Below are 21,511 nucleotides of genomic sequence, written 5' to 3'. Positions count from 1 at the left end.
ATGCTCGATGAACTCGACGCCGGCCTGCGGCCCGGCGACGACACCACGGCGTTGCTGCGCCGCCGCCGGATCACCCGCGGAGACCTCGCCGACCTACGGCTGCGGTACGCGGCGGCCCTGCACGCCCGCGGCCTGCGCCCCGGCGACACCCTCGGCGTGGCGGTCCGCCCCGGGCCGCGCGCGCTGGCGGTCCTGCTCGCCGCCTACCGGATCGGGCTGCGGATCGCCGTGCTCGACCCGTCCGCCGGCCCCGACGTACTGCTCGCCCGCCTGAGCCTGGCCCGCCCGTCGCTGATCCTGGCCGACGCCGCCGCCCAGGCCGTCGCCGGCTGGGCCGCGCCCCTGGCCCGCCGGGCCGGCCTGGCCCTGCCCGACCTGTCCCGACTCGCCCCGGTCGCCACCGTCGGCCGGCGACTCCCCGGATCCGCGCCGGCGCTGGCCCCGGGCCACACCCCGCCACCGGTCTTCGACGGCGACGGCGACGCGGTGGTGATCTTCACGTCCGGCACCACCACCAGCCCGCGCGCGGTCGTGCACACCCGGGCCGGGCTGGGCGCCGGGATGCGCGCGGTGACCGCCCTGGTCCGGCCACGCCCGAGGGTACCGGTCCTCGGCGGCATGTTCTTCGTGATGGTGCCCGCCCTCGCCGGCGGCGCGCCGGTCGCCGTACCCGCCCGCCGGCCCCGCGACCTGGCCCGGCAGATCACCGGGTTGTGCCCGCAGGCCACCTACCTGACCCCGCCGCAACTGCGCGCCGCCCTCGACGCCGGGGTGCCGATGCGCGGCCGCGTCTACAGCGGATCGGCACCGGTCACCGCCACCCTGCTCAACCGGGTCCGGGCCGCCGGCGCCGACGAGGCCTGGTGTGTGTACGCGCTGACCGAGGTCTTCCCGGCCGCCGCCGTCGAAGCGGCCGAGAAGGCGGCCCACTCCGGCGACGGCGACCTGGTCGGCACCCTGCTCCCCGGAGTCCGCGCCCGCCTCACCGACCGGCGGGAACTCCAACTCGCCGGAACCGGCGTCTGCGACCGCTACCTCGGCGCCGAACCCCACGCCTGGGTGTCCACCGGGGACATCGCCCGCCTCGACGGAGACCGGGTGGTACTCGCCGGCCGGGCCAAGGACATGATCCTGCGACGCGCCGAGAACATCTACCCCGGCCTGTACGAACCGTCCCTGCACGTACCCGGCGTCGCCCTCGCCGTCCTCGTCGGGGTGCCGGCCGGCGACGGCGACGAGGAGGTCGTGGCGATCGTGGAAACCGCGCCCGGAGCCGACGAGACAGCGGTACGCGCCGCCCTGCGCGAACCCCTGCACCGGATGGGATCGGCCCGCCCCGACCGGATCGTCTTCGCGACGGTGCCGCTCACCGGGCGCTCCCGGAAACCCGACCGGGCCGCGGCGGCGGCGATGTGCCGATGAGAACCCTCGCGGTGATCGTGCCCGCCTACAACGAGAGCACCTCGATCCGGGCCACTCTGGCGGCGCTGGCCGCCCAGACCGACCGGGACTTCACCCTGGTCGTGGTCGACAACGCGTCGACCGACGACACGGTGGCCGTGGTCCGCGCCTTCCCGACGCCGTTCCCGGTCGAGATCGTCACCGAGCCGGAACGGGGCGCCGGGACCGCCGCGGACACCGGCTTCCGGCATGCCATCGCGAACGGGGCCACCCTGCTGTCCCGCACCGACGCCGACTGCCGGCCGGCCGCCGACTGGGTGGCGACCGCGCGACGCCACCTGACCGCGGGAGCCGACCTGGTGTGCGGGCGCAGCACCCCCCGCCGCGACGAACAGCCGACCCTCGCCGAGCGGTACGTCTTCCCGGCGGCGGTCCGGGCGGCGGCACTCTACGGGAGATACCGGAAGGCACACCGGCAGGCCGGATTCCGTACGCCGTACGTACTGATCCACGGCCACAACCTGGCCCTGACCGCCGACCTGTACCAGCGCTGCGGGGGCACCGCCCGGGAAGCCCTCGAAGCCGGATCCGAAGACGTCACCCTGCTCAACCGGGCCCGCCGGCACACCTCCCGCATCGTGCGCGCCGAAGACCTCGTGGTCGAGGCCAGCCTGCGCCGGCTGCGAGCATGGGGCGCGCGCCGGACCCTGCTCTGGTACTGGGACCGGCGGTGGCGCCCGGACACCACCGCGGAGGTGCACGTCCGATGAGCCGACGCGACCGACGGGTCTACCTGTCCAGCCACCCGCTGCTGTTCGCGCTGCTCGCCGCCACCCGCGGCCGCGGGGTGCGCCGGATCGGCGCGACGGTGCTGGCGCACTCCACCACGGCGTTCCGGGACGGCCTGACCCGGGTGCCACTCGACCGGACCGCGGCGGGAACCACCGGCGGGGCGGCCGGCGAACTCACCGGCGGCGATCTGTTGTTCAACCAGGACGGCAGCGAGCATCGAGGGGCCCGGCGCGGGCTGGCACTCGGCGCGGGCGAGGTGGACCGGCTGCGGCCGGTCTGGAACGCGGTGCTGGACCACGGGCTCGCACCGCTGGCCGGCGGAGGGACGATCGAACTCGTCGAGCTGGCCGCCGAGATGGCGGGAGCGACGGCGGCGGCGCTGCTGCGGGTCGACGTGGCGCCGCGGGAACTGGCGACGGCGGCCCGGGCCGCGGCGGCCGCCGCCGCCCGCGAACATCTGCCGGGGCTGCCGCGGCCGTGGCGGCGTGACGCCGCCCGGGTCGCCACCGAGCGCCTGACCGGCCTGCTGGCGGCCGCCCCGCCCGCGGTCTCGCCGTCGGTCGGCTCTTCGTCCGCCGTTCCGGGCGCCACTCCGGCTGCCTTTCCGGCCGACACTTCCACCGCCGTTCCGGACGCCACTCCGGCCGCCTTTCCGGCCGACACTTCCACCGCCGTTCCGGGCGCCACCCCGGCCGCTTTTCCGGCCGGCGCCTCCACCGCCTTTCCGGGGGCCGCTTCGCTGTCCGGCGCCGCGTCGGCTCCCGCCGCCTCCGGGGAGGTGGCGCTGTCGGCGATGCTCGCGGTGGCGGCGATCAACACCACGGTCGCGGCAGTCCCCCGGGCGGCGGCCTGGTGCGCCGACTCGGACCTGTGGCACTACGCCGAAACCCACCTCGAAGCGCTGACGTCGGAAATGCTCCGGGTGACCGCGCCGACCCCGCTGCTGCCCCGGGTCGCCGCGGCGGACGGCGTGATCGACGGCTGCCCGGTGCGGGCCGGCGACCGCCTGATCCTGGTCACCCGGCACGCCGTCGACGCGCACCGCCGCCAACCGTGCCCGGCCGACCCGGCGCCGGCGCAGACCGCGCAGCTGGTCTTCGGCACCGGACCGCACGCCTGCCCCGGGGCGCGGCTGGCCCGCCTGCAGCTCAGCGACGCCCTGCAGGCCCTGGCCAGGTTCCGGCCGCGGGTGGTCAGCGCTCGCGTCGACCGGCGAAGCGCTCTCCCCGCCTGGTCCCGTCTCACCCTGGCGCCCACCCGATGACCGACCCGGCGGGCTGGAACGGACGCACCGGCACGCCCCCGGCGGCCGGGAACGAACCCACCGGCACACGCGTAGCGGGCGGGGACGGAGCCGCCGGCACGCGCCCGGCGGCCTCGAACGGACTTGCCGGCACGCGCGTGGCGGTCACCGGCGCCAGCGGATTCTGCGGCTCGGCGGTGGCCCGCGCCGCCGCGGCCGCCGGCGCCGACGTCATCTGTCTCGGCCGCCGCCCCGGCCCGGTCGGCGAGCACCGCTTCTGGGACGCCACCCGCACCCTGCCCGACCTGACCGGCGCCGACCTCATCCTGCACCTGGCCGCCGCGGTCGGCGACCCGCCCCCCGGCCGGGTCGCGGCGGCCGCCTTCCACGCGGTCAACGTGGACGGCACCGCCCGGCTCCTGGACGCCGCCGCCGGCCGTCCCCTGGTCTGGGTGAGCAGCGCCAGCGTGTACACCCCCAGCCCCCACCCGATCCGGGAGGACCAACCACTGGGCGGGCTCACCGCGTACGGCCGATCGAAAGCCGCCGGCGAACGCCTCGCCTCGGCCGGCGGCGCCGTGATCCTGCGGCCCCGAGCGGTCTACGGCCCGGGCGACCCGCACCTGCTGCCCCGGCTGCGCCGCGCCGTGCGCGGCGGCCGGGTGCTGATGCCGGGCCCGGACATTCCGCTCAGCCTGACCGCTGTGGAGAATCTGGCCGACGCCTGCCTGGTCGCACACCGGTGGCCCGCCGGCGCCTACAACGTCGCCGACGCGGAACCGTACCGCCGCGACGCCATCATCGCTGCCGCCTGCGGGGTGCCGGTCCAGCACGTTCCGCTCGGCGCGGCCCGCGCGGCCGCCACCGTCGCGACGGCGATCTCCCGCCTGACCGGGGGCGAAGCCGCCCTTTCCCGGTACGCCCTGGAACAACTGACCACCCCGGTCGTCCTGAACATCTCCCGAGCGCTGTCCCAGGGCTGGCGACCGGCCCGCACCTTCGCCGACTTCCTGCGATGAACCACCCGCCGCGAGAAGCTCCGCCCGCGCCCGCGCCTCGCGCGTCCAGCTCCATGTCGTCGCGCCCGCGCCTCACATGTCCCGCCACGTCGTCACGGCCCCGCCTCGCGCGTCCCGCCTCACCTCACGGCCGCCAGGCATCCTAGGAAGATAGGATCCATCCTCCCTCTCCGGCGGCCCACCCCCACGCCTCACCCTGCCGCCATCAGGAAACGGCGGGTTTCGGAAATCCGCGAGGTTTTCCAACGCTTGGGACACCTCCGGGAAACCCGCTGTTCCGTTATTGACACCCGCGATCACGTCGGCATGATGGTCACCTGACCCCCGCCTTCCCCCGAGGAGTCGTCATGATCCCGACGAGCGCCGCGGAGGCCGAGCCCGTCGGCCGCCGCCGGGGCCGCCCGCCGGACCCCCATGCCCGTTCCCGCATTCTCACCGCCGCCGAGACCCTGCTCGACGAGGCCGGCTATCTGAACGTCACGATCGACGAGGTCGCCACCCGGGCCGGTGTCTCGAAGAAGACCGTCTATCGCTTCTGGCCGCACAAACCGGCCCTGATCAGCGATCTGATCGTCGAGCGTTCCGCGGTCCTGCCGGTGCCGGACACCGGTGACACCCGCCGCGAGCTGGCCACCCTGTTCGGCATGATCATCGAGTACCTGACCGCCGGTCACGGCCGCACGATGGCCCTGCTGGTCGCCGCCACGCACGACGATCCGGCCACCCTCACCCGCCTCCGCGAGCAGGTGGTCGCCCCGCGCCGGGACATCGCCCGCAATGTCCTGCAGCGGGGCATCGCCCGTGGTGATCTCCCGGCCGACGTCGACGTCGACGCGCTGCTGGATCTGTGGCATGGCCTGGTCGCCTACCGGATCAGCGGGCGCCCCGCGGCCCTGCACCGGCACACCGTCGACCAGTTGGTCGATCTGGCGTTGACCGGCCACGTCCCGCGCCTGCCGCAAACCTGACCCGCCGGCCCGGGCCGCCGCCCACCTCCGGGTGCGCTGAGCTTCACCAGACGATTGCGGCGTACGACGTCAGCCCCGTCCCGCGATGTGACATCCCTGATCGGAAACGACGGGGTAACGGCGAGGTTGCAGTATGCGCTGAGGCACGCGCGTCGGGCCCGGCAATGCCGTACCGCAAATCCGGATCTTCTACCCTGAAACCGTCCGGGAAATCGGACAGAAGCCACCTCACAGTGCCACCGAACGATGGCACTGGGTAACCCGCGTCACCCTGTCAACGTCGTTGACACCGGCAGTCAACGATGTTGACACTACGGCGGTAATCGTCGCTGTCCGAAAGCGTTCAGTCATGCCCACTCCATCCGGACGGCTCGCCCGCCCACCCGCGTGGAACGCGACCGTGCCCCGCCAGCTCCTCTGGTTCATGCTGGTCGGCGCGTTGAGCACGGTCCTGCAGACGATCGTGTACGTCTCGGTCCGCGACGTCCTCGCCGCCACCTGGGCCAGCTGGCTCGCGCTGCTGGTGGTCACCCCGGCCAACACCGAGGCGCACCGCCGCATCACCTTCAACGTCAAGACCACCGCGGTCGCCCGCCTCCACGGCGAGGCCGGCCTCACCTCGGTCGTGGTGTACCTGGCCAACCTGGCCGTCGCCCCATGGTTCGCCGGCATCGCCGGCCCGCACCCGGCACCGCTCACCGAATCCCTGATCCTCGCCGTCACCGGCAGCCTGATCGGCGGCGCCCGCTACGTCATCCTCCGCGGCTGGGTCTTCGCCGCCCGCCGCCACACCCCCGTACCCTCCACCACCGCAGCCCCGAAACTCACGGACCCGCGCGCCGCCGGCCTGAAGGCTGCGGGTGCGGGTGCTTCAGGTACCGGGGATCTGGACGATCTCGACACGGTGGATCCCGGCGCCCTTGTCACCGCGGATCGGGGCACCGGAGATTTCGCCGTCGGTGGCCTCGCCCCGGAGGCACCCCCGTCGCAGCTCGTCGGCGCGGCCACGTCAGCCGGGACCGCGGGCGCCTCCGACGACAGGCGCCGCAATGCGCCGCGCCACGGTCGTCCCCCTCGCATCATCCCGGGCGAACCGGCCGCACCCCACAGCACCGCCCAGCAGTGCGTCCCGGGACAGGCCGCCGACGGATCTTTCGCCGGCACCCTCCCACTGGCCGCACTGGCCTGCCTGGGCACCATGGCTCCGATCCCGGCCGCCCGCCTGTGCCTCGGCCAGCCCGGCACAGGGGTCCTCAATCAACGCCCACCCGGCCGTCTCCGAACCTGGCACCGCAACCGCCGCCGGCACCTCACCGCCCGCAGCTGAGACCAGCCGCCGTCTCCACCGCGTCCACCGGAAGCAGCCCGCCACCAGCGTGCCCATACCGGGAACAGCCCGACGGTTGTCATCCCGCTCGGCCCACACCTCGAACGGGTGGCGTCCGACACGGTCCCCGGACGAGGCAACTTACGCATACGCCACGTTCTGCCCACCCGGGACCACCATTCGCCATCGACACCCGTATAAAGGATCTCCCGGCATCAGGTACTCGTCGACAGGAGCCGTCCGGTGGCACTCGCACTCCCGATCGCCGCGTCGTTCGCCGTCATCTCGGCGCTCGCCCTGATCATGGCCCGGCTCGTCGACACCGACCGGCTGGATCGCAACGCGGCCTTCGGCATCCGCACCGCCGGCACCAAACGCAGCGACCAGGCCTGGAAAGCCGGCCACCGCGCGGCCCAGCCCCTCACCCGCGCCCTCGGCATCACCGGCCTGTGCTTCGCGATCCTCATCCTCGGGGTGGCCTTCACCGGCGCTCGCACCGTCGTGACGGTGACTGCCGTCCTCGGCTACGCCGGCATGGTCACCCTGCTCGCCTTGATGGCCCACCGGGCCGACACCGCCGCCCGTTCCTCATCCTGACCACCCCGAGCGCAGAAGCACCCCCACGGAAAACCCTGACCCCGCAGACGCAAGGCACCGGCGTCACCGAACGCGCCGCGCAGTCAGACCGTGGGGGCGGGATCGTCGCAGGTGAGCAGACGCTGGATGGCGTCGCCGTAGAGGGTGATCACGGCGTCGCGGTCGGCGTCGGCCAGGACCGGGTCGCCGACCAGCCAGAAGGCGTTGATCAGCCCGGCGAACTGGGCGGCGGCGAGGCGGGCACGGAGCTCGGGGTAGGCGCCGCCGATGCGTTCGGCCAACGGGCTGACGAAGACGTCGTGCATGGAGGCGCGGAGGCGATCCTTGATCTCCGGGCGGTCGGAGGCACTGAGCAACGCGCGGTAGACGCCGGCGACCGGGCTGCCGGCGCCGTCCAGAACGTAGCGGACCAGCTCGCGGCCGATCGTGTCGAGCGGGGCGGCGAGGATCGCGGTGAGGTCGCCGGACACCGAGACGGTGGCCAGGAACAGGCCCTCTTTGGACCCGAAATGCCGGATCACCAGCGCCGGGTCGCACCCCGCCGCCGCCGCGATGGCCCGCACCGTGGTGGCGCCGTAACCGTCCCGGACGAACAGGTCCCCGGCCGCACGGCGGATCGCGTCCCGGGGCGGGAGGTTCTGCGGTGGCACACGATCATCTTATGGCGGAATCCTCACCATCCATCGGGCCCCGTCACCCTCAGCCCGGGACCTCCGACCCCGGACGACCCCGGCGCCGTCCGCCTGAACCTTCGGATCCCTGATGAGCCGACTCGTCTGCCCGGGACCGCCGGCCGGATGGGTCAGCCCGTACGCGTCGATCGGTGAAGGCAACCGCCGGCGGTCGCGCCCGAAAGCAGGACCGGAGGCGGAGCGGGAAGAAGAGCCGGCGGCCGGCCACCGGAGCGAATCCCCACGAATGTGGGGCGGTGGCCGACCGCCGGAGTCGATCGCCGGGGTGGGTTCGGTCGCCGGCCTGCCGACGACGCCGACATCCGTCCGGCTCAACGAGAGACCGTTCCGGGTGGATGCGGACCCAACCATGCCACGCGTCACGAGGCAACACCCGACGGCATTCCTGCGCCCCGCCCCCGCCACGGGTCAAGGCGGCAGCGAGCCGAGGCAGAAGCCGGTCACGACGGCGATCGGCCGAAGCGGGGACAAGGCGGCAGTGGAGCGAGGCGGAGGGGTCAGTGCTTGGCGGTGTAGCGGCGCCGGGTGAAGAAGAGGGCGGTCAGGCCGCCGGCGATGAGCGCCAGGCCGCCGAGGCCCACCGCGGCGACGTTGGAGCCGGTCAGGGCGAGGGCGCCGGATCCGGATCCGGGTGTGCCGGGTTGCGGGGTGGTGGTCGCGACCACCTGGGTGGCGGGGGTGGTCTGCTGCGTGTCGCCCGGGGTGTCGCCCGGCTGGCCGGTGGCGGGAACCCGGTCGCGGGGCACCGGGGCGCCGATCCGGCACGGTGCGGTGGCGGCGACGGTCAGGTAGCCGAGCGCCACGTCGAGCAGGTGTGCCGAGCCGAGCTTGACCTCGACGCGCAGCGATGCGGCTTCGGCGCGGACCACGGTGTCGCTGAGGTGCCGGGTGACCTTGCCGACGGAGATCCGTACCGACAGCGGTGACGCGGGGCGGTCCGCGGCGAGGCGGCCGAGCAGGTTGAGGCTGACGCTGGTCTGGTCGCCGGTGAGGCCGGGGACGGGTTTGCCGGCCGAGGTGACCGCGAGGGTGGCCGGTTGGTAGGTGACGGTGGAGTGTTTCCGGTCGCCGCCGGCGACCACTTCCAGGGTGGGCTGGTTGATCACCTTGGCGGTGATCTCCTGCGGGGTTCCCGAGAACAGGATCACGTCGCCGAGGGCGACGCCGGCCCCGGAGCGTACGCCGATCCGGCCCCCGCCGAGCTTGACCAGGGCGGTGGCGCTCCGCGTGGATCCGGTCGGGCCGACGGTGAGCAGGCTGGTCCGCCGGGTGAGGTGGGTGAGGGCGTCGACCGCCTGGATGGCCGGGACTCCGCCGGCGCCGCCGAGCAGGCTGAGTCCCTGGACCATGGTGGTGGCGCGGGTGAGCGGGCCGGTGCGGCCGCAGTGGTACCCGTCGGTCCAGGTGGCGGCGGCGGTGGCCGTGCCGAGTCGGGCGGTGGCCAGGCCGCCGGCGTTGAGGGTGGCCAGGGTGACGTCGACCGGGCCGCGTGGGCCGCCGGGGGCGTGCTGGGCGGCGACCGCGTCGTGCAGCGGGAGGCCGGGCAGGTGCATGCCGAGCAGCTTGGCGTCGGCATAGCTCGCGGTGGCGTCGCTGCGCCCGGTGTGGTTGCCGGCGACGACCTCACCAGTGGCCGGGGCGAGCCGGACGTCGGCGAGGGCGGGCAGGTCGGGGGCGAGCGGCCCCGGATCGAGCACGGTGATCTTCGCGAGGTCGGCTTCGGACGTGGCCGCGAATTTCCCGATGCCGCAGGCCGCCTCGGTAGCCGCCGCCGGCGTGCCCGCCGCAGACCCAGCCGCCCCGGACTTGGCCGCCCCTGTCCCGGCCGCCCCGGACGCAGCCGTTCCAGAACCAGCCACCCCAGACGCAGCCGTTCCAGAACCAGCCACCCCAGACGCAACCGCTCCAGAACCAGCCGCCCCAGATGCAGCCGCATCGGAACCAGCCATTCGGAGAGCTGCCGACCCGGGGAGAGTCGATCCGGGCAGGGCTGCCGCGGCGGGGGCTGCCGGCAGGGTCAGCGCGGCGAGGGCGACGGCCGCGGCTGCGGCGACGGCGGGCGCGGCGGCTCCGACGGCGGGTGCGGCACCCCGGGGACGGGACGCCCGGTTGGCGCGGCGGGGCGCGGTCAGCGACGGAACATTCTTCGCCGCACGAGCGATCGGCATGAAACGTCCTTCCGGACATAGGAGGAAGTGTCCGACGTTTCATCGGACCACTCCTAAATCCGGCTACGGTCACCCGACCAACCCCGCATCATCCGGTCATACCGGCAAATGCTGCTATCACCTGCTTTAGTCCGAATTGCGCTTGTGGTGCCGGCCCGGTTCGAGCCCACCCTCCAGCTGCTCCCCCCGCAGCAGAGACCCCTCCTCCGGCGTCCCGCCGGGCCCCTCCACCGCCAGTTCCGGGAATTTCGCGTCGAACGCCGGCCGCTCCGACCGGATCCGCGGCATCCGGTCGAAGTTGCGCAGCGGCGGCGGGCACGACGTCGCCCATTCCAGCGAGTTCCCGTGCCCCCACGGGTCGTCGACGGTGACGAGTTCCCCGACCCGGTACGACTTCCAGACGTTGTAGAGGAACGGCAGGGTCGCCGCCCCGAGGATGAACGAGCCGATCGTCGAGATGGTGTTCAGCGTGGTGAAGCCGTCGCCGGGCAGATAGTCGGCGTACCGCCGGGCCATCCCCTCGGCACCCAGCCAGTGCTGCACCAGGAAGGTGGTGTGGAAGCCGATGAAGGTCAGCCAGAAGTGGATTTTGCCGAGCCGGTCGTCGAGCATCCGGCCGAACATCTTGGGGAACCAGAAGTAGATGCCGGCGAAGACGGCGAACACGATCGTCCCGAACAGCACGTAGTGGAAGTGGGCGACCACGAAGTACGTGTCGTGCACGTGGAAATCGACCGGCGGCGAGGCGAGCAGCACCCCGGTCAGCCCGCCGAGCAGGAAGGTGACCAGGAAGCCGACGGAGAACAGCATCGGCGATTCGAAGCTGAGCTGGCCGCGCCACATGGTGCCGATCCAGACGAAGAACTTCATCCCGGTCGGTACGGCGATCAGGTAGCTGAGCAGGCTGAAGAAGGGCAGCAGCACCTGGCCGGTGGCGAACATGTGGTGCGCCCACACGCTCATCGACAGCCCGGAGATCAGCAGGGTGGCCGCGACCAGCGGCTTGTAGCCGAACACCGGCTTGCGGCTGAACACCGGGATGATCTCGGTGACGATGCCGAAGAACGGCAGGGCCACCACGTACACCTCGGGATGGCCGAAGAACCAGAACAGGTGCTGCCAGAGCATCGGCCCGCCGGTGGCGACGGCGAACACCTGGGCGTCGAGGATCCGGTCGGCGGCGAGCGCGAACAGGGCGGCCGCCAGGAACGGGAAGACCAGCACCACCAGCAGGCTGGTGAGCAGGATGTTCCACGTCATGATCGGCATCCGGAACATGGTCATGCCGGGGGCGCGCAGGCACAGGATCGTGGTGATCATGTTGACCGCGCCGAGGATGGTGCCGACGCCGGAGATCGCCAGGCCGACGACCCACATGTTGCCGCCGACGCCCGGGGAGTGACCACCGCCGCTGAGCGGCACGTACGCCGTCCAGCCGAAGTCGGCGGCGCCGCCGGGCGAGAGGAAGCCGCCGAGCGCGATCAGGCCGCCGAACAGGTAGAGCCAGTAGGCGAACGCGTTCAGCCGCGGGAAGGCGACGTCGGGGGCGCCGATCTGGATCGGGACGACGAAGTTGGCGAAGGCGAACACGATCGGCGTCGCGAAGAACAGCAGCATGATCGTGCCGTGCATGGTGAACAGCTGGTTGTACTGCTCCGGGGAGAGCAGTTGCAGGCCGGGGCGGGCCAGCTCGGTGCGCATCAGCAGGGCCAGGATGCCGCCGATGACGAACCAGCCGAAGGCGGTCGCCATGTACATGATGCCGATCTGCTTGGCATCGGTGGTGCGGATGGTGCGGGCCAGCCATGACCCACGCACCTGGCGGCGGACCGGCCAGGAACGGGTCTGCACCGGCCGCGGCGCGACGGTCGTCATTCAGGCCTCCTGCGAGAACGCACTCGATCCGTTCGTACTCCCCCCAAATCGCCTTGCCAACCCGCGCCACAGCCATCGTTCTCGGTCAACCCCGCCGCGGTGCGCCATTCGCACAACCACCCCCAAGATCAACATAGTTGCCCGGTACGTCGTTCATCCCCCGTCCGCGCCCGGCCCATCCGCCGGGTCACCCGCTGTCGGCCCCGAATCGTCCGCCCGATCCGGCGGCTCCCCCGGCCGCGGCTGCGGATCGGCCACCCACTCCGGCGGCTCGCCGGGGTGCAGCCGCGGGTCGTCCACGGCGAACGTCCGCACCGGCCCGCGCCCGGTCAGCGGCCCCTCGAACCGCACGGTCACCCGCCCCAGCCCGCTGCCCTGCACCCAGCCGGCCCCCATCGCGTCGTGCACCACGTCCTGCCCCGGCCGCCACACCACCGGCCCGGCCGCCGGCTCCGCCGCGGGGACCGCCGGCTCCGGCTCCTCGGGCGCCGCGATGGCCGGCTCGTCGGGCACCGTGGCCGCCGGCAGCAGCCCGATCAGCGCCCCTCGACCGGCCGCGGCGTGCTCCTCGGCGAACAGGTCGTCCTGGGCGAAGTCGGCCAGCGTGGAGACGCCCACGCCGAGCAGCCGGATCCCGCCGGACGTGTCCAGCTCGGCGAGCAGCCGGCGGGCCAGCTGCGCCACCAGTCGGCCGTCGTCGGTCGGGTGGTCGCGGGTGAACGCCCGGGTCAGCGTGGTGAAGTCGCCGTGCCGGACCTTGATGTTGACGGTCCGCCCGGCCAGGCCGCCGGAGCGCAGGCGGCCGGCCACCCGGGCGGCGAGCAGGTCGAGCTCGTGGCGCAGCCGGACCGGGTCGGTGACGTCGACGTCGAAGGTCTCCTCGGCGGACACCGATTTCGCCTCGCGCTCGCTGACCACCGGCCGGTCGTCCTGCGCACGGGCCAGCCGGAACAGGCCGGCGCCGTGCGACTGGCCGAACCAGTCGGTCAGGTGTTCCAGGGAGACCGCGGCCAGGTCGCCGATGGTGCGCACGCCGGACCGGTGCAGGCGCTGCTCGGTGGCCGGGCCGACGCCGCCCAGCCGGTTGACCGGCAGCGGGTGCAGGAAGGCCAGCTCGTCACCGGGAGCGACGACGGTGAGGCCGTCCGGCTTGTGCAGGTCGGACCCGATCTTGGCGAGCAGTTTGGAGGAGGCGGCGCCGATCGAGCCGGTCACACCGCCGGTGGCGACCGCGATCCGCGCCTTCAGGTCCGTGGCGAGCTCGGTGACCGCCCGCACGCTCAGGTCGCCGCCGACGGCCGCGAGATCGACATAGGCTTCGTCGATGCTGACCTGCTCGACCAGCGGGGACACCTCGGCCAGCAGGCGCATCACCACCTGGCTGGTGCGCTTGTAGGCGGCGAAGCGGGGCGACAGGTAGGCCGTGCTCCACGGGGCGAGCCGGCGAGCCTGGGCCATCGGCATGGCCGAGCGCACCCCGAAGACCCGCGCCTCGTACGACGCGGTGGAGACCACGCCGCGCCCGGCGACCCCGCCGACGACCACCGGCTTGCCGCGCAGCGAGGGCTTGTCCCGCTGCTCGACCGCGGCGAACATCGCATCGAGGTCGACGTGCAGAATGCTCGGATCCCCCCTCACGATCCGCAGCCTAACCACCGGGTACGACATCATTCCCGGTACGACATTCCCGGTACGACGGGAGCGAAGGAGCCGACTGATGGCGCAGGACGGACTGACCCGCCAGTCGACCCTCTACCGGGCCGGCACGGTGGGCCGCCGCCCCGTGGTGCCGGCCGACTTCGCCGAGCTGGAGCGCCGGGCGCGGCGCGTGAGCAGCGCCGCGGCCTGGGCCTACGTGGCCGGCGGTGCGGGCGAGGGCCGGACCATGCGGCGCAACCGGGCGGCCTTCGACCGCTGGGCGATCGTGCCCCGGATGGCGGCCGGCGCGGTCGACCGGGACCTGTCGGTCGACCTGTTCGGCACCCGGCTGCCCAGCCCGCTGCTGGTCGCCCCGGTCGGCGCCGGCGCGCTGATGGGCCCGGACAGCGACGTGGCGATCGCGACCGGCGCGGCGGTCACCGGAACGCCGTACATCTTCTCCAATCAGGGTTGCAACCCGATGGAGGAGAGCGCGGCGGCGATGGGCGACACCCCGCGCTGGTTCCAGCTCTACTGGAGCAAGGAGGAACGGCTGGTCGACAGCCTGATCGCCCGGGCCGAGGCGATCGGAGCGGGCGCTCTGGTCGTCACCCTGGACACCACCGTGCTGGGCTGGCGCCCGCGCGATCTGAACCTGGGCTCGCTGCCGTTCGCCCGGGGCCTGGGCATCGCGCAGTACACGTCCGACCCGGTCTTCCGGGAGATCGTCGCGGAGCGGGCACGGCAACCGCAGGACCGGCCACGGGTCACGCTCGGCGCGATCCGGGCGCTGCTGCGGATGTCCCGCAACCATCCCGGCCCGTTCTGGGCGAACCTGCGCTCGCCGATCCCCCGGGCCAGCGTGGAGACCTTCCTCGACATCTACTCGAACCCCGGGCTGAGCTGGGAGCACCTGGCCACGCTGAAGGGGCGCACCCGGCTGCCGATCGTGCTCAAGGGGATCCTGACCGCCGATGACGCGCGGCGGGCGCTGGCGGTCGGCGCCGACGCGATCGTGGTGTCCAACCACGGCGGCCGGCAGGTGGACAACGCGGTCGCCGCGCTGGACGCGCTGGTCGAGATCCGCGCGGCGCTCGGGCCGGAGCCGACGCTGCTGTTCGACAGCGGCATCCGGACCGGCGCCGACGTGTTCACCGCGCTCGCCCTGGGCGCCGACGCGGTGCTGCTGGGCCGCCCGCACCTGTACGGTTTCGCCCTGGCCGGCGCGCACGGTGTGGCCGAGGTGATCCGCAACGTGATCGCCGAGCTCGACCTCACCATGGCCCTGACCGGGGTCCGGACCATCGCGGAGATCACCCGCGACCGGGTCCGGGCTGAACCGGCCGGGCCGCTCGGCGGTATCCCCTCGATGAAGGAGGTCGACTGACCATGGAACTGTTCTTCCGGCTGCTGATGAACTTCGGGGCGCTCGGGTTCTTCTTCGGGGTGGTGGCACTCTTCGATCACCAGTGGCTGGTCGGAGGTCTGCTGATCGCGATCGGCCTGCCGACCGCGGTGATCCCGGTCGCGATAGCGACCCTGCGGTCACTGCGCAGCTGGGGAACGCAGGGCGCGGCGTACGGTTCGCTGGACGACCCGGTGCTGCGCCGGCGGATCAAGGCACTGGGCGCCGTGCTGGTCGTGCTGGGCCTGGTCGCGTTCCTGTCCGGGGCGACCATCGAGGCGCTGATCTACGCCGCGAACCACGCGCACCCGCCGATCCCGCTGCCGCTGATCCTGCTGTTCGGGCTGATCCCGTCCGGCCTGCTGATGTTCCTCGGCTATTCAATGGTCAACGCCGGCCGGCTGACCCTGGCCGGGGACGCGGAGGGCACCGATGCGGGCTTCCGGCTGGGTTGGATCCTGACCGGTTTCTGCGTGGTGTTCGGCGGCGCGGTCACCGATCCGCGGCCGTTCTGGCACATCGCCGGCCTGATCGCGATCCCCACCGGGGTGACCGCCGTGCTCTCCTGTCTCGCACTGCGCGCGTTGCGCAAGCCGATGACCGAGGCCCGCCACCGCTACTTCGAGGCGCGGGAGGCCCAGCTCCGGGCCGAAAGAGCCCAGCCCTAGCACCACCGCTGGCAGCAGACCGTCCCCGCGTTCCGGTCCGTCGACGCCACGACCGCGCCATCCGCGCGTACGTCCACCGGGGCGCTGCCGGGCACCAGCTTCCCGGCTACCACGAACGGCGCCGGCGCATCGATGGACAGCGGCGATTAATCGGCTGCAGGGCGGGTCGGGGTGGCGGCAGACTGTCCGCCATGCACTCCGCGTTCACGGTGACCCCGGCTCAGCTGCCCGCCCTGCTCCTGCAGGTCGCGGTGGTCCGGCCGGTGTTCCTGTGGGGCGCGCCGGGCATCGGCAAGAGCTCGCTGGTCCGCGACTTCGCCGCCGCGCTGGGCCTGGAGTGCGTCACCCTGGTCGGCACCCAGCTCGCCGCCGAGGACCTGATCGGCGTCCCCGAGCTGCGCGACGGCCGCAGCCGGTTCGCCCCGCCCGAGGCGATCGCCCGCGACGAGCCGTACTGCCTGTTCCTGGACGAGTTGAACGCGTCGTCGCCGGAGGTGCAGAAGGCGTTCTACTCGCTGATCCTCGACCGGCGGATCGGGTCGTACGAGTTGCCGCCCGGCTCCATCGTGATCGGCGCCGGCAACCGGACCAGCGACAACGCGCTCGCCCGGCCGATGGCCTCGGCCCTGGTCAACCGCATGATCCACGTGCACCTGCGGGCGGCGTGGGCGGACTGGTCGCGGTGGGCCGCCGACGCGGGGATCCACCCGTGGGTGCTGGGCTACCTCACCGAACGGCCCGATCACCTGTGGGCAACGCCGCCGAAGACCGAGGAGACGTTCTCGACGCCGCGCAGCTGGCACATGCTCTCCGACGCGCTGCACTCGTGCGGGGACACGGTCGACGAGGACACGCTGCGACTGCTGGCCGGGGGCACGCTGAGCCCGGGCCACGCCGGGGCGTTCAGCGGCTACGTCAAGATCGTCCGGCACCGGTACGGGCTGGACGCGATCCTGCGCGGCGACGCCGGCTGGCCGAGCGCTCCGGGCGACCGTGACCTGCTGTATTTTCTGGCCGAGGCGTTCCGGGCACGCCTGGTCAAAGATCTCCCGGCCGCCAAGGACCGGGCTCCCGCGTCCGTCCGGCAGTTCGCCCACCAGGCCAAGGCGCTGCTGGTCGAACTCGCCGAGCTGAATTTGGAGTGCGGCCGCCTGGTCATCGCGGCCGACCCGGACGGCGCTCCGGTGCTGCCCGCGTGGTTTCTGGTCGAGGTCAGCCGCGACCTGCCGCGCCTGGTCGCAGCGCGCGCCGCCTGACGTGTACCACCCACGGATGGTAGGGCTCGGCGATTCGTCCTGGTCGCGCCAGCGACCTGAATCGCCGGGCCCGGGAGCGGCGGGAGCAACGACCAGTTATCGGCCGCAGCGCACGACATCTGATTGACGAATTTGGATCTGATCATGGGAAAGAAATCTGCTCAGGTCGATCCCCAGGTCGCGGCCTTTCAGGCGGCGGCCGGGTCGCTGCGCGCGCATCCGATGTTCGAGCAACTGTTCCGCGGGTTTCAGCAGCCGAGCGCTACGGTCACGCTGGTGGAGGATTCCGGCATCGGGTTCGCCCTGGTGGATGCCGGTGGGCGGATCCGGGCCAACCGGACGAAGCGCCTCGACGTCGCCGAATGGACCTGGGTGATCGCGCACTGTCTGCTGCATCTGGGATTCGGGCACCTCGATCCGTCAGCGGCTCGTGATCCGGCCTATCAGCATGTCGCGTGCCTCGCGGTGACCCGCTTTCAGCGCGCGGTGAAGCTGGGTCGGGAGCCCGGGCAGTTCCCGGCCGTGCTGCCGTCCGCCGACGAGCATCGATTGCTGGCCGCTTGGCGGCGTTCCGGGGTGCCGGCCGCCTTCGCCGGTTGCGGCGCGGGCACACCCGACCTCGGCGCGCCCGCGCCGGAGAGCACCGCCGGCTGGACGGACCGGTTCGCGCGCGGATTGTCCGCGGCGGCGACCGCGGCGGTCGACGTGGCCGGCGGCGCCCGCGGGTCGCTCACCGGGCCGGCCGCGCCGAAAGCCGCCTGGGATCGCGCGATGAGCTGGTTCACCGGGTCGTTCCCGCTGCTCGGCGGGGTGGCGGCGGGGTTCACCGTGGTGGCCGACGCGGAGCTCGCGCGGGGCTGGGACATCGCGGTGGCGGCGGTCTCGCCGGAGGCCGGGGAGATCTACGTGAATCCGCGCTGCGGGCTGGACGGGCAGCAGTGGCGATTCGTGCTCGCCCACGAGATGCTGCACGCGGCGCTGCGGCACGGCGACCGGGTCGGCCCACGCGACCCGTATCTGTGGAATGTCGCCTGCGACTACGTGATCAACGGTTGGCTGGTGGAGATGGGCGTCGGCGTGATGCCCGACGGCCTGCTGTACGACCCGGCGCTGGCCGGGTCGTCGGCCGAGGCGGTCTACGACCTGATCGCCGGGGACCTGCGGCGGATGCGGAAACTCGCGACGCTGCGCGGCAGGGGACGGGGCGACGTGATCGGCGAGCCGCTGCCGTGGGCCGGGCGGCGGGCCGGCGGGGTCGACCTGGACGAGTACTACCGGCGGGCGCTGCTGACCGGGCATGCCTATCACCACAGCGGCGGGCGCGGGCTGCTGCCGGCCGGGCTGGAGGCGGAGATCCGGGTGCTGGAGCAGCCGCCGCTGCCGTGGGACGTGCGGCTGGCACGGTGGTTCGAGGAGCACGTGCCGGCGGCGGTCCGGCAGCGGTCGTACGCGCGGCCGTCCCGGCGGCAGGCGTCCACGCCGGACATTCCGCGGCCGGGCTGGCACCGGCCGGAGCAGGTCGTGCCGCGCGGCACCTTCGGCGTGGTGGTGGACACCTCCGGGTCGATGGACGAGCGGCTGATGGGCAAGGCGCTGGGGGCGATCGCGTCGTACGCCACCGTCCGGGAGGTGCCGGCCGCGCGGGTGGTGTTCTGCGACGCGGCCGCCTACGACGCCGGATATCTGCCGGTCGACGACATCGCCGGGCGGGTCCGGGTGCGCGGTCGGGGCGGCACGATGCTGCAGCCGGCCGTCGACCTGCTGGAGCGGGCGGCGGACTTCCCGCGGGACGGGCCGCTGCTGGTGATCACCGACGGGGAGTGTGACGCGCTGCGGATCCGGCGGCCGCACGCGTTCCTGATGCCGCGCGGCGCGCGGTTGCCGTTCACACCGCGCGGCGAGGTGTTCAGCCTGCGGTGAGTGCCTCCGGGATGCGGTAGCCGGGGTGCGGCTCGGTGTCCGGCTCCCGGGTCGGGCCGCCGGCCGCGGTGGCCCGGATCAGGAATGCCGGGCCGTCGGCGCAGGTGATCCGCACGCCGAGCGGCACCTTGCCGCGGGCGTCGGCCGGGCCCAGATCGGGCAGCGCGAGCAGCTCCCAGGAGCGGAACGCGGCCGGGCGGGCGGCGTCCAGCAGCTGGGCGGCGAAGGCGGCCGCCCGGGCGGCGCGCAGCGACGGCGGGGGCAGGATCTCCGGCACCGGCAGCGGCGTCTCACCGGGCCAGACGGCGCCCCACAGGTACGCCTCGGAACCCGTGTCGTAGCGCACCCGCAGACCGGCCGGGGACGGGCCGCCGGGCGCCGGGTCGGTGCCGAACCGGTCCACCGCGGCGATCTCCGGATGGGCGCTGGTCAGCAGCAGTTGTCGCAGGATGTCGAGTACTTGGGCGAGCTGCACGGCGGTAGCTCACCCGAGATCGCGGCGGATGCGGCGTCCACCTTGTGCGACCGGCTCCGGGCGTACCCCTACGGGTGGCCCAGGAGGGTCATGCTGTGCCTGTGCGTTTCCTTCTCAACGTTCTCTGGTTCGTCTTCGGCTCCGGGTTCCTGCTCGCCATCGGCTACGGGATCGCGGCCCTGATCTGTTTCGCCCTGGTCGTCACCATCCCGTTCGGGATCGCCGCGGCCCGGCTGGCGGTCTACTCGCTGTGGCCGTTCGGCCGCACCGTGGTGGACCGGCCGGGCGCCGGCGCCGCCTCCGGGCTGGCCAACATCCTCTGGGTGGTCCTGTTCGGCTGGTGGATCGCGCTGCACCACCTGGTCGTCGGGATCATGCAGTGCGTGACGGTCATCGGCATCCCGTTCGGGATCGCGAACTTCAAGCTGGTGCCGGTGGCCTTCTGGCCGCTCGGGCGGGAAATCGTGGACGTCCCCTGACGGATCCGGACTGATCGGACGGAGTGGCAATGGAGATCAACGGCCTGTTCACCGGCATCGTCTTCGGCCTGATCATCGGCGCGCTGGGGCGCCTGGTCGTGCCGGGCAAACAGCACCTGCCGATCTGGGTGACCCTGCTGGTCGGCGTCGTCGCCGGGCTGCTCGGCACCTTCGTGGCGACCGCCTTCGGGGTGGACGACACGCCCGGCATCGACTGGATCGAACTCGCCCTGCAGGTCGGTCTCGCGGCGCTGGGTGTGGCGCTGGTCTCCGGAGCCGGCCGGCGGCGCCGCCTCTGACCTCTTCACCGACAGCCGACCGGGCGGCACGGTAGGTTTTCGGTCATGGCTCGCGTACGCGCCGCACTCTATCTGGACTTCGACAACGTGTTCAGCGGACTGATCAAGCAGGACCCGGACGTGGCGATCCAGTTCGCCAAGGATCCGGGCGCGTGGTTGGTCCGCCTGACCACGTCGCTGACCGTCGACGGCCCGCGCCGCTGGCTGATCCTGCGCTGCTACATGAACCCGGGCGGCTGGGTGCCCAACCCGGACACCGAGGCCAACCAGCCCCGGCTGTACTACTCGCAGTTCCGGCCGTTCTTCGTGAACGCCGGCTTCGAGGTGATCGACTGCCCGCGGCTGACCCACACCAAGAACGCCGCGGACATCCGGATGGTGGTCGACGCGGTCGACGCGCTCGCCGACCCGGTGCCGTACGAGGAGTTCGTGATCGGGTCCGGCGACTCGGACATGACCCCGCTGCTGGTCCGGTTGCGCCGGGCCGACCGGCGCACCACGATCGTCTCGCCGTCCGATGCGGCCGAGGCCTTCACCGCGGTCGCCGACCGCCTGATCACCAGCCAGGAACTGCTCGAACTGGTGCAGGGCGAGCCGGTCGACAGCGACGAGGCGCCGGTCGACCCGGAGCAGCCGGTCTCCTACGAGCAGTTCCGCGACCTGGTCACCTGGCGGTACACCGCGGCCACCGGCCCGCTCAACCTGGCCTCGCTCGCCCACGACCTGCGCCGCCAGCTCGGCCCCAGCGTCGATGAGACGAGCTGGTTCGGCAACGGCGGCTTCGTCCGCGCCCTGGAGAGCCTCAGCCTGCCGAACGTCAAGTTCTCCAACCACTTCCTGTGGGACGCCGCCCGTCACGACCCACCGGAGGCCGGGGTCAGCACCGGCCCCGCTCCGGAACCGGTCGGCCGCCTGTCGGCGCTGCTCAGCCTGCCCCGGCTGACCCGGGAGATGTGGCCGCCGATCTACCAGTCACTCGCCGAGTACGCCGCGGCCCACCACTTCAACCTGACCGAGGCGACCCGCTGGGCGCGCGACCAGCTGGCCGCCCAGGGCGTCGACGTGAGCCGCAGCGCCATCGCCTTCGTCACCCGGGGCACCGCCTTCGGTGGCGCCCCGCTCTACCGCCAGCCGCCGCCGAACGCCACCGAGATCGCCGCGGCGTTCGCCGACAACGTGCTGAGCCGTGCCGAGGCCGCCGCGATCGCGCTGAGCGACGAGGAGACCGCCGAGGTCCGCTCCTGGCTCGGCGCCGCTTAGCGGTTCATGTCCCGTCGTAGTGGCCGGTG

At 73.1% G+C, this 21,511-nt stretch carries 19 protein-coding genes; 14 read left to right on the top strand and 5 right to left on the bottom strand.

What is annotated here, in order from left to right:
• The 7 genes from ACSP50_RS09510 (at position 1) to ACSP50_RS09480 (ending at position 7,347) form a co-directional block, all read left to right on the top strand.
• Entirely contained in the window at positions 1-1,422 is a 1,422-nt protein-coding gene (locus ACSP50_RS09510; RefSeq protein ID WP_014688954.1) for a class I adenylate-forming enzyme family protein, read from the top strand.
• Positions 1,419-2,171, top strand: coding sequence for a glycosyltransferase (locus tag ACSP50_RS09505; RefSeq protein WP_014688953.1), 753 nt, complete (start codon positions 1,419-1,421; stop codon positions 2,169-2,171). Before ACSP50_RS09510 ends, ACSP50_RS09505 begins: the two co-directional genes overlap by 4 nt.
• Complete coding sequence (locus tag ACSP50_RS09500; protein ID WP_014688952.1) at positions 2,168-3,457, top strand: cytochrome P450; 1,290 nt, start codon at positions 2,168-2,170, stop codon at positions 3,455-3,457. Before ACSP50_RS09505 ends, ACSP50_RS09500 begins: the two co-directional genes overlap by 4 nt.
• Before the next feature lie 137 nt (positions 3,458-3,594).
• Positions 3,595-4,455, top strand: coding sequence for an NAD(P)-dependent oxidoreductase (locus tag ACSP50_RS09495; RefSeq protein ID WP_043513813.1), 861 nt, complete (start codon positions 3,595-3,597; stop codon positions 4,453-4,455).
• Positions 4,456-4,802: 347 nt separating this feature from the next.
• A complete protein-coding gene (locus tag ACSP50_RS09490) occupies positions 4,803-5,423 on the top strand; it encodes a TetR/AcrR family transcriptional regulator (RefSeq protein ID WP_014688950.1) in 621 nt (206 codons plus the stop codon).
• A 349-nt stretch (positions 5,424-5,772) separates the two neighbouring features.
• On the top strand, positions 5,773-6,750 hold the full coding sequence (locus tag ACSP50_RS09485) for a GtrA family protein (RefSeq protein ID WP_155123459.1): 978 nt from the start codon (positions 5,773-5,775) through the stop codon (positions 6,748-6,750).
• 243 nt (positions 6,751-6,993) lie between these two features.
• A complete protein-coding gene (locus ACSP50_RS09480; RefSeq protein ID WP_014688948.1) occupies positions 6,994-7,347 on the top strand; it encodes an SdpI family protein in 354 nt (117 codons plus the stop codon).
• Between the two features lie 83 nt (positions 7,348-7,430).
• On the opposite strand, the gene ACSP50_RS09475 is transcribed toward ACSP50_RS09480, so the two are convergent.
• The 4 genes from ACSP50_RS09475 to ACSP50_RS09460 all read right to left on the bottom strand — a co-directional run bounded on the left by ACSP50_RS09475 (position 7,431) and on the right by ACSP50_RS09460 (position 13,720).
• The gene (locus tag ACSP50_RS09475) at positions 7,431-7,997 is read right to left on the bottom strand and encodes a TetR family transcriptional regulator (protein ID WP_014688947.1); all 567 of its coding nucleotides are present in this window, start codon (positions 7,995-7,997) and stop codon (positions 7,431-7,433) included.
• Between the two features lie 539 nt (positions 7,998-8,536).
• Positions 8,537-9,736 carry a hypothetical protein gene (locus tag ACSP50_RS09470; RefSeq protein ID WP_014688946.1) on the bottom strand — a complete coding sequence of 400 codons (1,200 nt, stop codon included), beginning with the start codon at positions 9,734-9,736 and terminating at the stop codon, positions 8,537-8,539.
• 597 nt (positions 9,737-10,333) lie between these two features.
• Positions 10,334-12,082 carry a cytochrome c oxidase subunit I gene (gene ctaD / locus ACSP50_RS09465; protein ID WP_014688945.1) on the bottom strand — a complete coding sequence of 583 codons (1,749 nt, stop codon included), beginning with the start codon at positions 12,080-12,082 and terminating at the stop codon, positions 10,334-10,336.
• Positions 12,083-12,235: 153 nt separating this feature from the next.
• Positions 12,236-13,720, bottom strand: a complete 1,485-nt coding sequence (locus ACSP50_RS09460) for a DNA polymerase IV (RefSeq protein WP_099343719.1) — start codon at positions 13,718-13,720, stop codon at positions 12,236-12,238.
• Positions 13,721-13,799: 79 nt separating this feature from the next.
• Between ACSP50_RS09460 and ACSP50_RS09455 the strand changes: the two genes are divergently transcribed.
• From ACSP50_RS09455 to ACSP50_RS09440, 4 genes are all read left to right on the top strand, one after another.
• Positions 13,800-15,107: an alpha-hydroxy-acid oxidizing protein gene (locus tag ACSP50_RS09455; protein ID WP_014688943.1), complete on the top strand. Its 1,308-nt coding sequence runs from the start codon at positions 13,800-13,802 to the stop codon at positions 15,105-15,107.
• Positions 15,108-15,109: 2 nt separating this feature from the next.
• Entirely contained in the window at positions 15,110-15,793 is a 684-nt protein-coding gene (locus ACSP50_RS09450) for a hypothetical protein (RefSeq protein WP_014688942.1), read from the top strand.
• 209 nt (positions 15,794-16,002) lie between these two features.
• Positions 16,003-17,049: a MoxR family ATPase gene (locus ACSP50_RS09445; protein ID WP_197688177.1), complete on the top strand. Its 1,047-nt coding sequence runs from the start codon at positions 16,003-16,005 to the stop codon at positions 17,047-17,049.
• Positions 17,050-17,193: 144 nt separating this feature from the next.
• Positions 17,194-18,969 (top strand): hypothetical protein, encoded by a 1,776-nt coding sequence (locus ACSP50_RS09440; protein WP_014688940.1) that lies wholly within the window; start codon positions 17,194-17,196, stop codon positions 18,967-18,969.
• On the opposite strand, the gene ACSP50_RS09435 is transcribed toward ACSP50_RS09440, so the two are convergent.
• On the bottom strand, positions 18,956-19,444 hold the full coding sequence (locus ACSP50_RS09435; RefSeq protein WP_014688939.1) for a hypothetical protein: 489 nt from the start codon (positions 19,442-19,444) through the stop codon (positions 18,956-18,958). The two genes, ACSP50_RS09440 and ACSP50_RS09435, sit on opposite strands and share 14 nt — an antisense overlap.
• A 95-nt stretch (positions 19,445-19,539) precedes the next feature.
• Between ACSP50_RS09435 and ACSP50_RS09430 the strand changes: the two genes are divergently transcribed.
• From ACSP50_RS09430 to ACSP50_RS09420, 3 genes are read left to right on the top strand one after another with little or no spacing between them, the layout of a single operon-like run.
• A complete protein-coding gene (locus ACSP50_RS09430; protein WP_014688938.1) occupies positions 19,540-19,923 on the top strand; it encodes a YccF domain-containing protein in 384 nt (127 codons plus the stop codon).
• Positions 19,924-19,952: 29 nt separating this feature from the next.
• Positions 19,953-20,222, top strand: a complete 270-nt coding sequence (locus tag ACSP50_RS09425) for a GlsB/YeaQ/YmgE family stress response membrane protein (RefSeq protein ID WP_014688937.1) — start codon at positions 19,953-19,955, stop codon at positions 20,220-20,222.
• A 45-nt stretch (positions 20,223-20,267) separates the two neighbouring features.
• Positions 20,268-21,482: an NYN domain-containing protein gene (locus ACSP50_RS09420; protein ID WP_014688936.1), complete on the top strand. Its 1,215-nt coding sequence runs from the start codon at positions 20,268-20,270 to the stop codon at positions 21,480-21,482.
• The last annotated feature ends 29 nt before the right edge of the window (positions 21,483-21,511 follow it).

Origin of the sequence: Actinoplanes sp. SE50/110 (assembly GCF_900119315.1) — a bacterium.
In the GTDB taxonomy this organism is placed as follows: Bacteria; Actinomycetota; Actinomycetes; order Mycobacteriales; family Micromonosporaceae; genus Actinoplanes.
The sequence above is the reverse complement of the archived record's forward strand: the minus strand, read 5'-3'. Positions and strand labels throughout refer to the sequence as shown.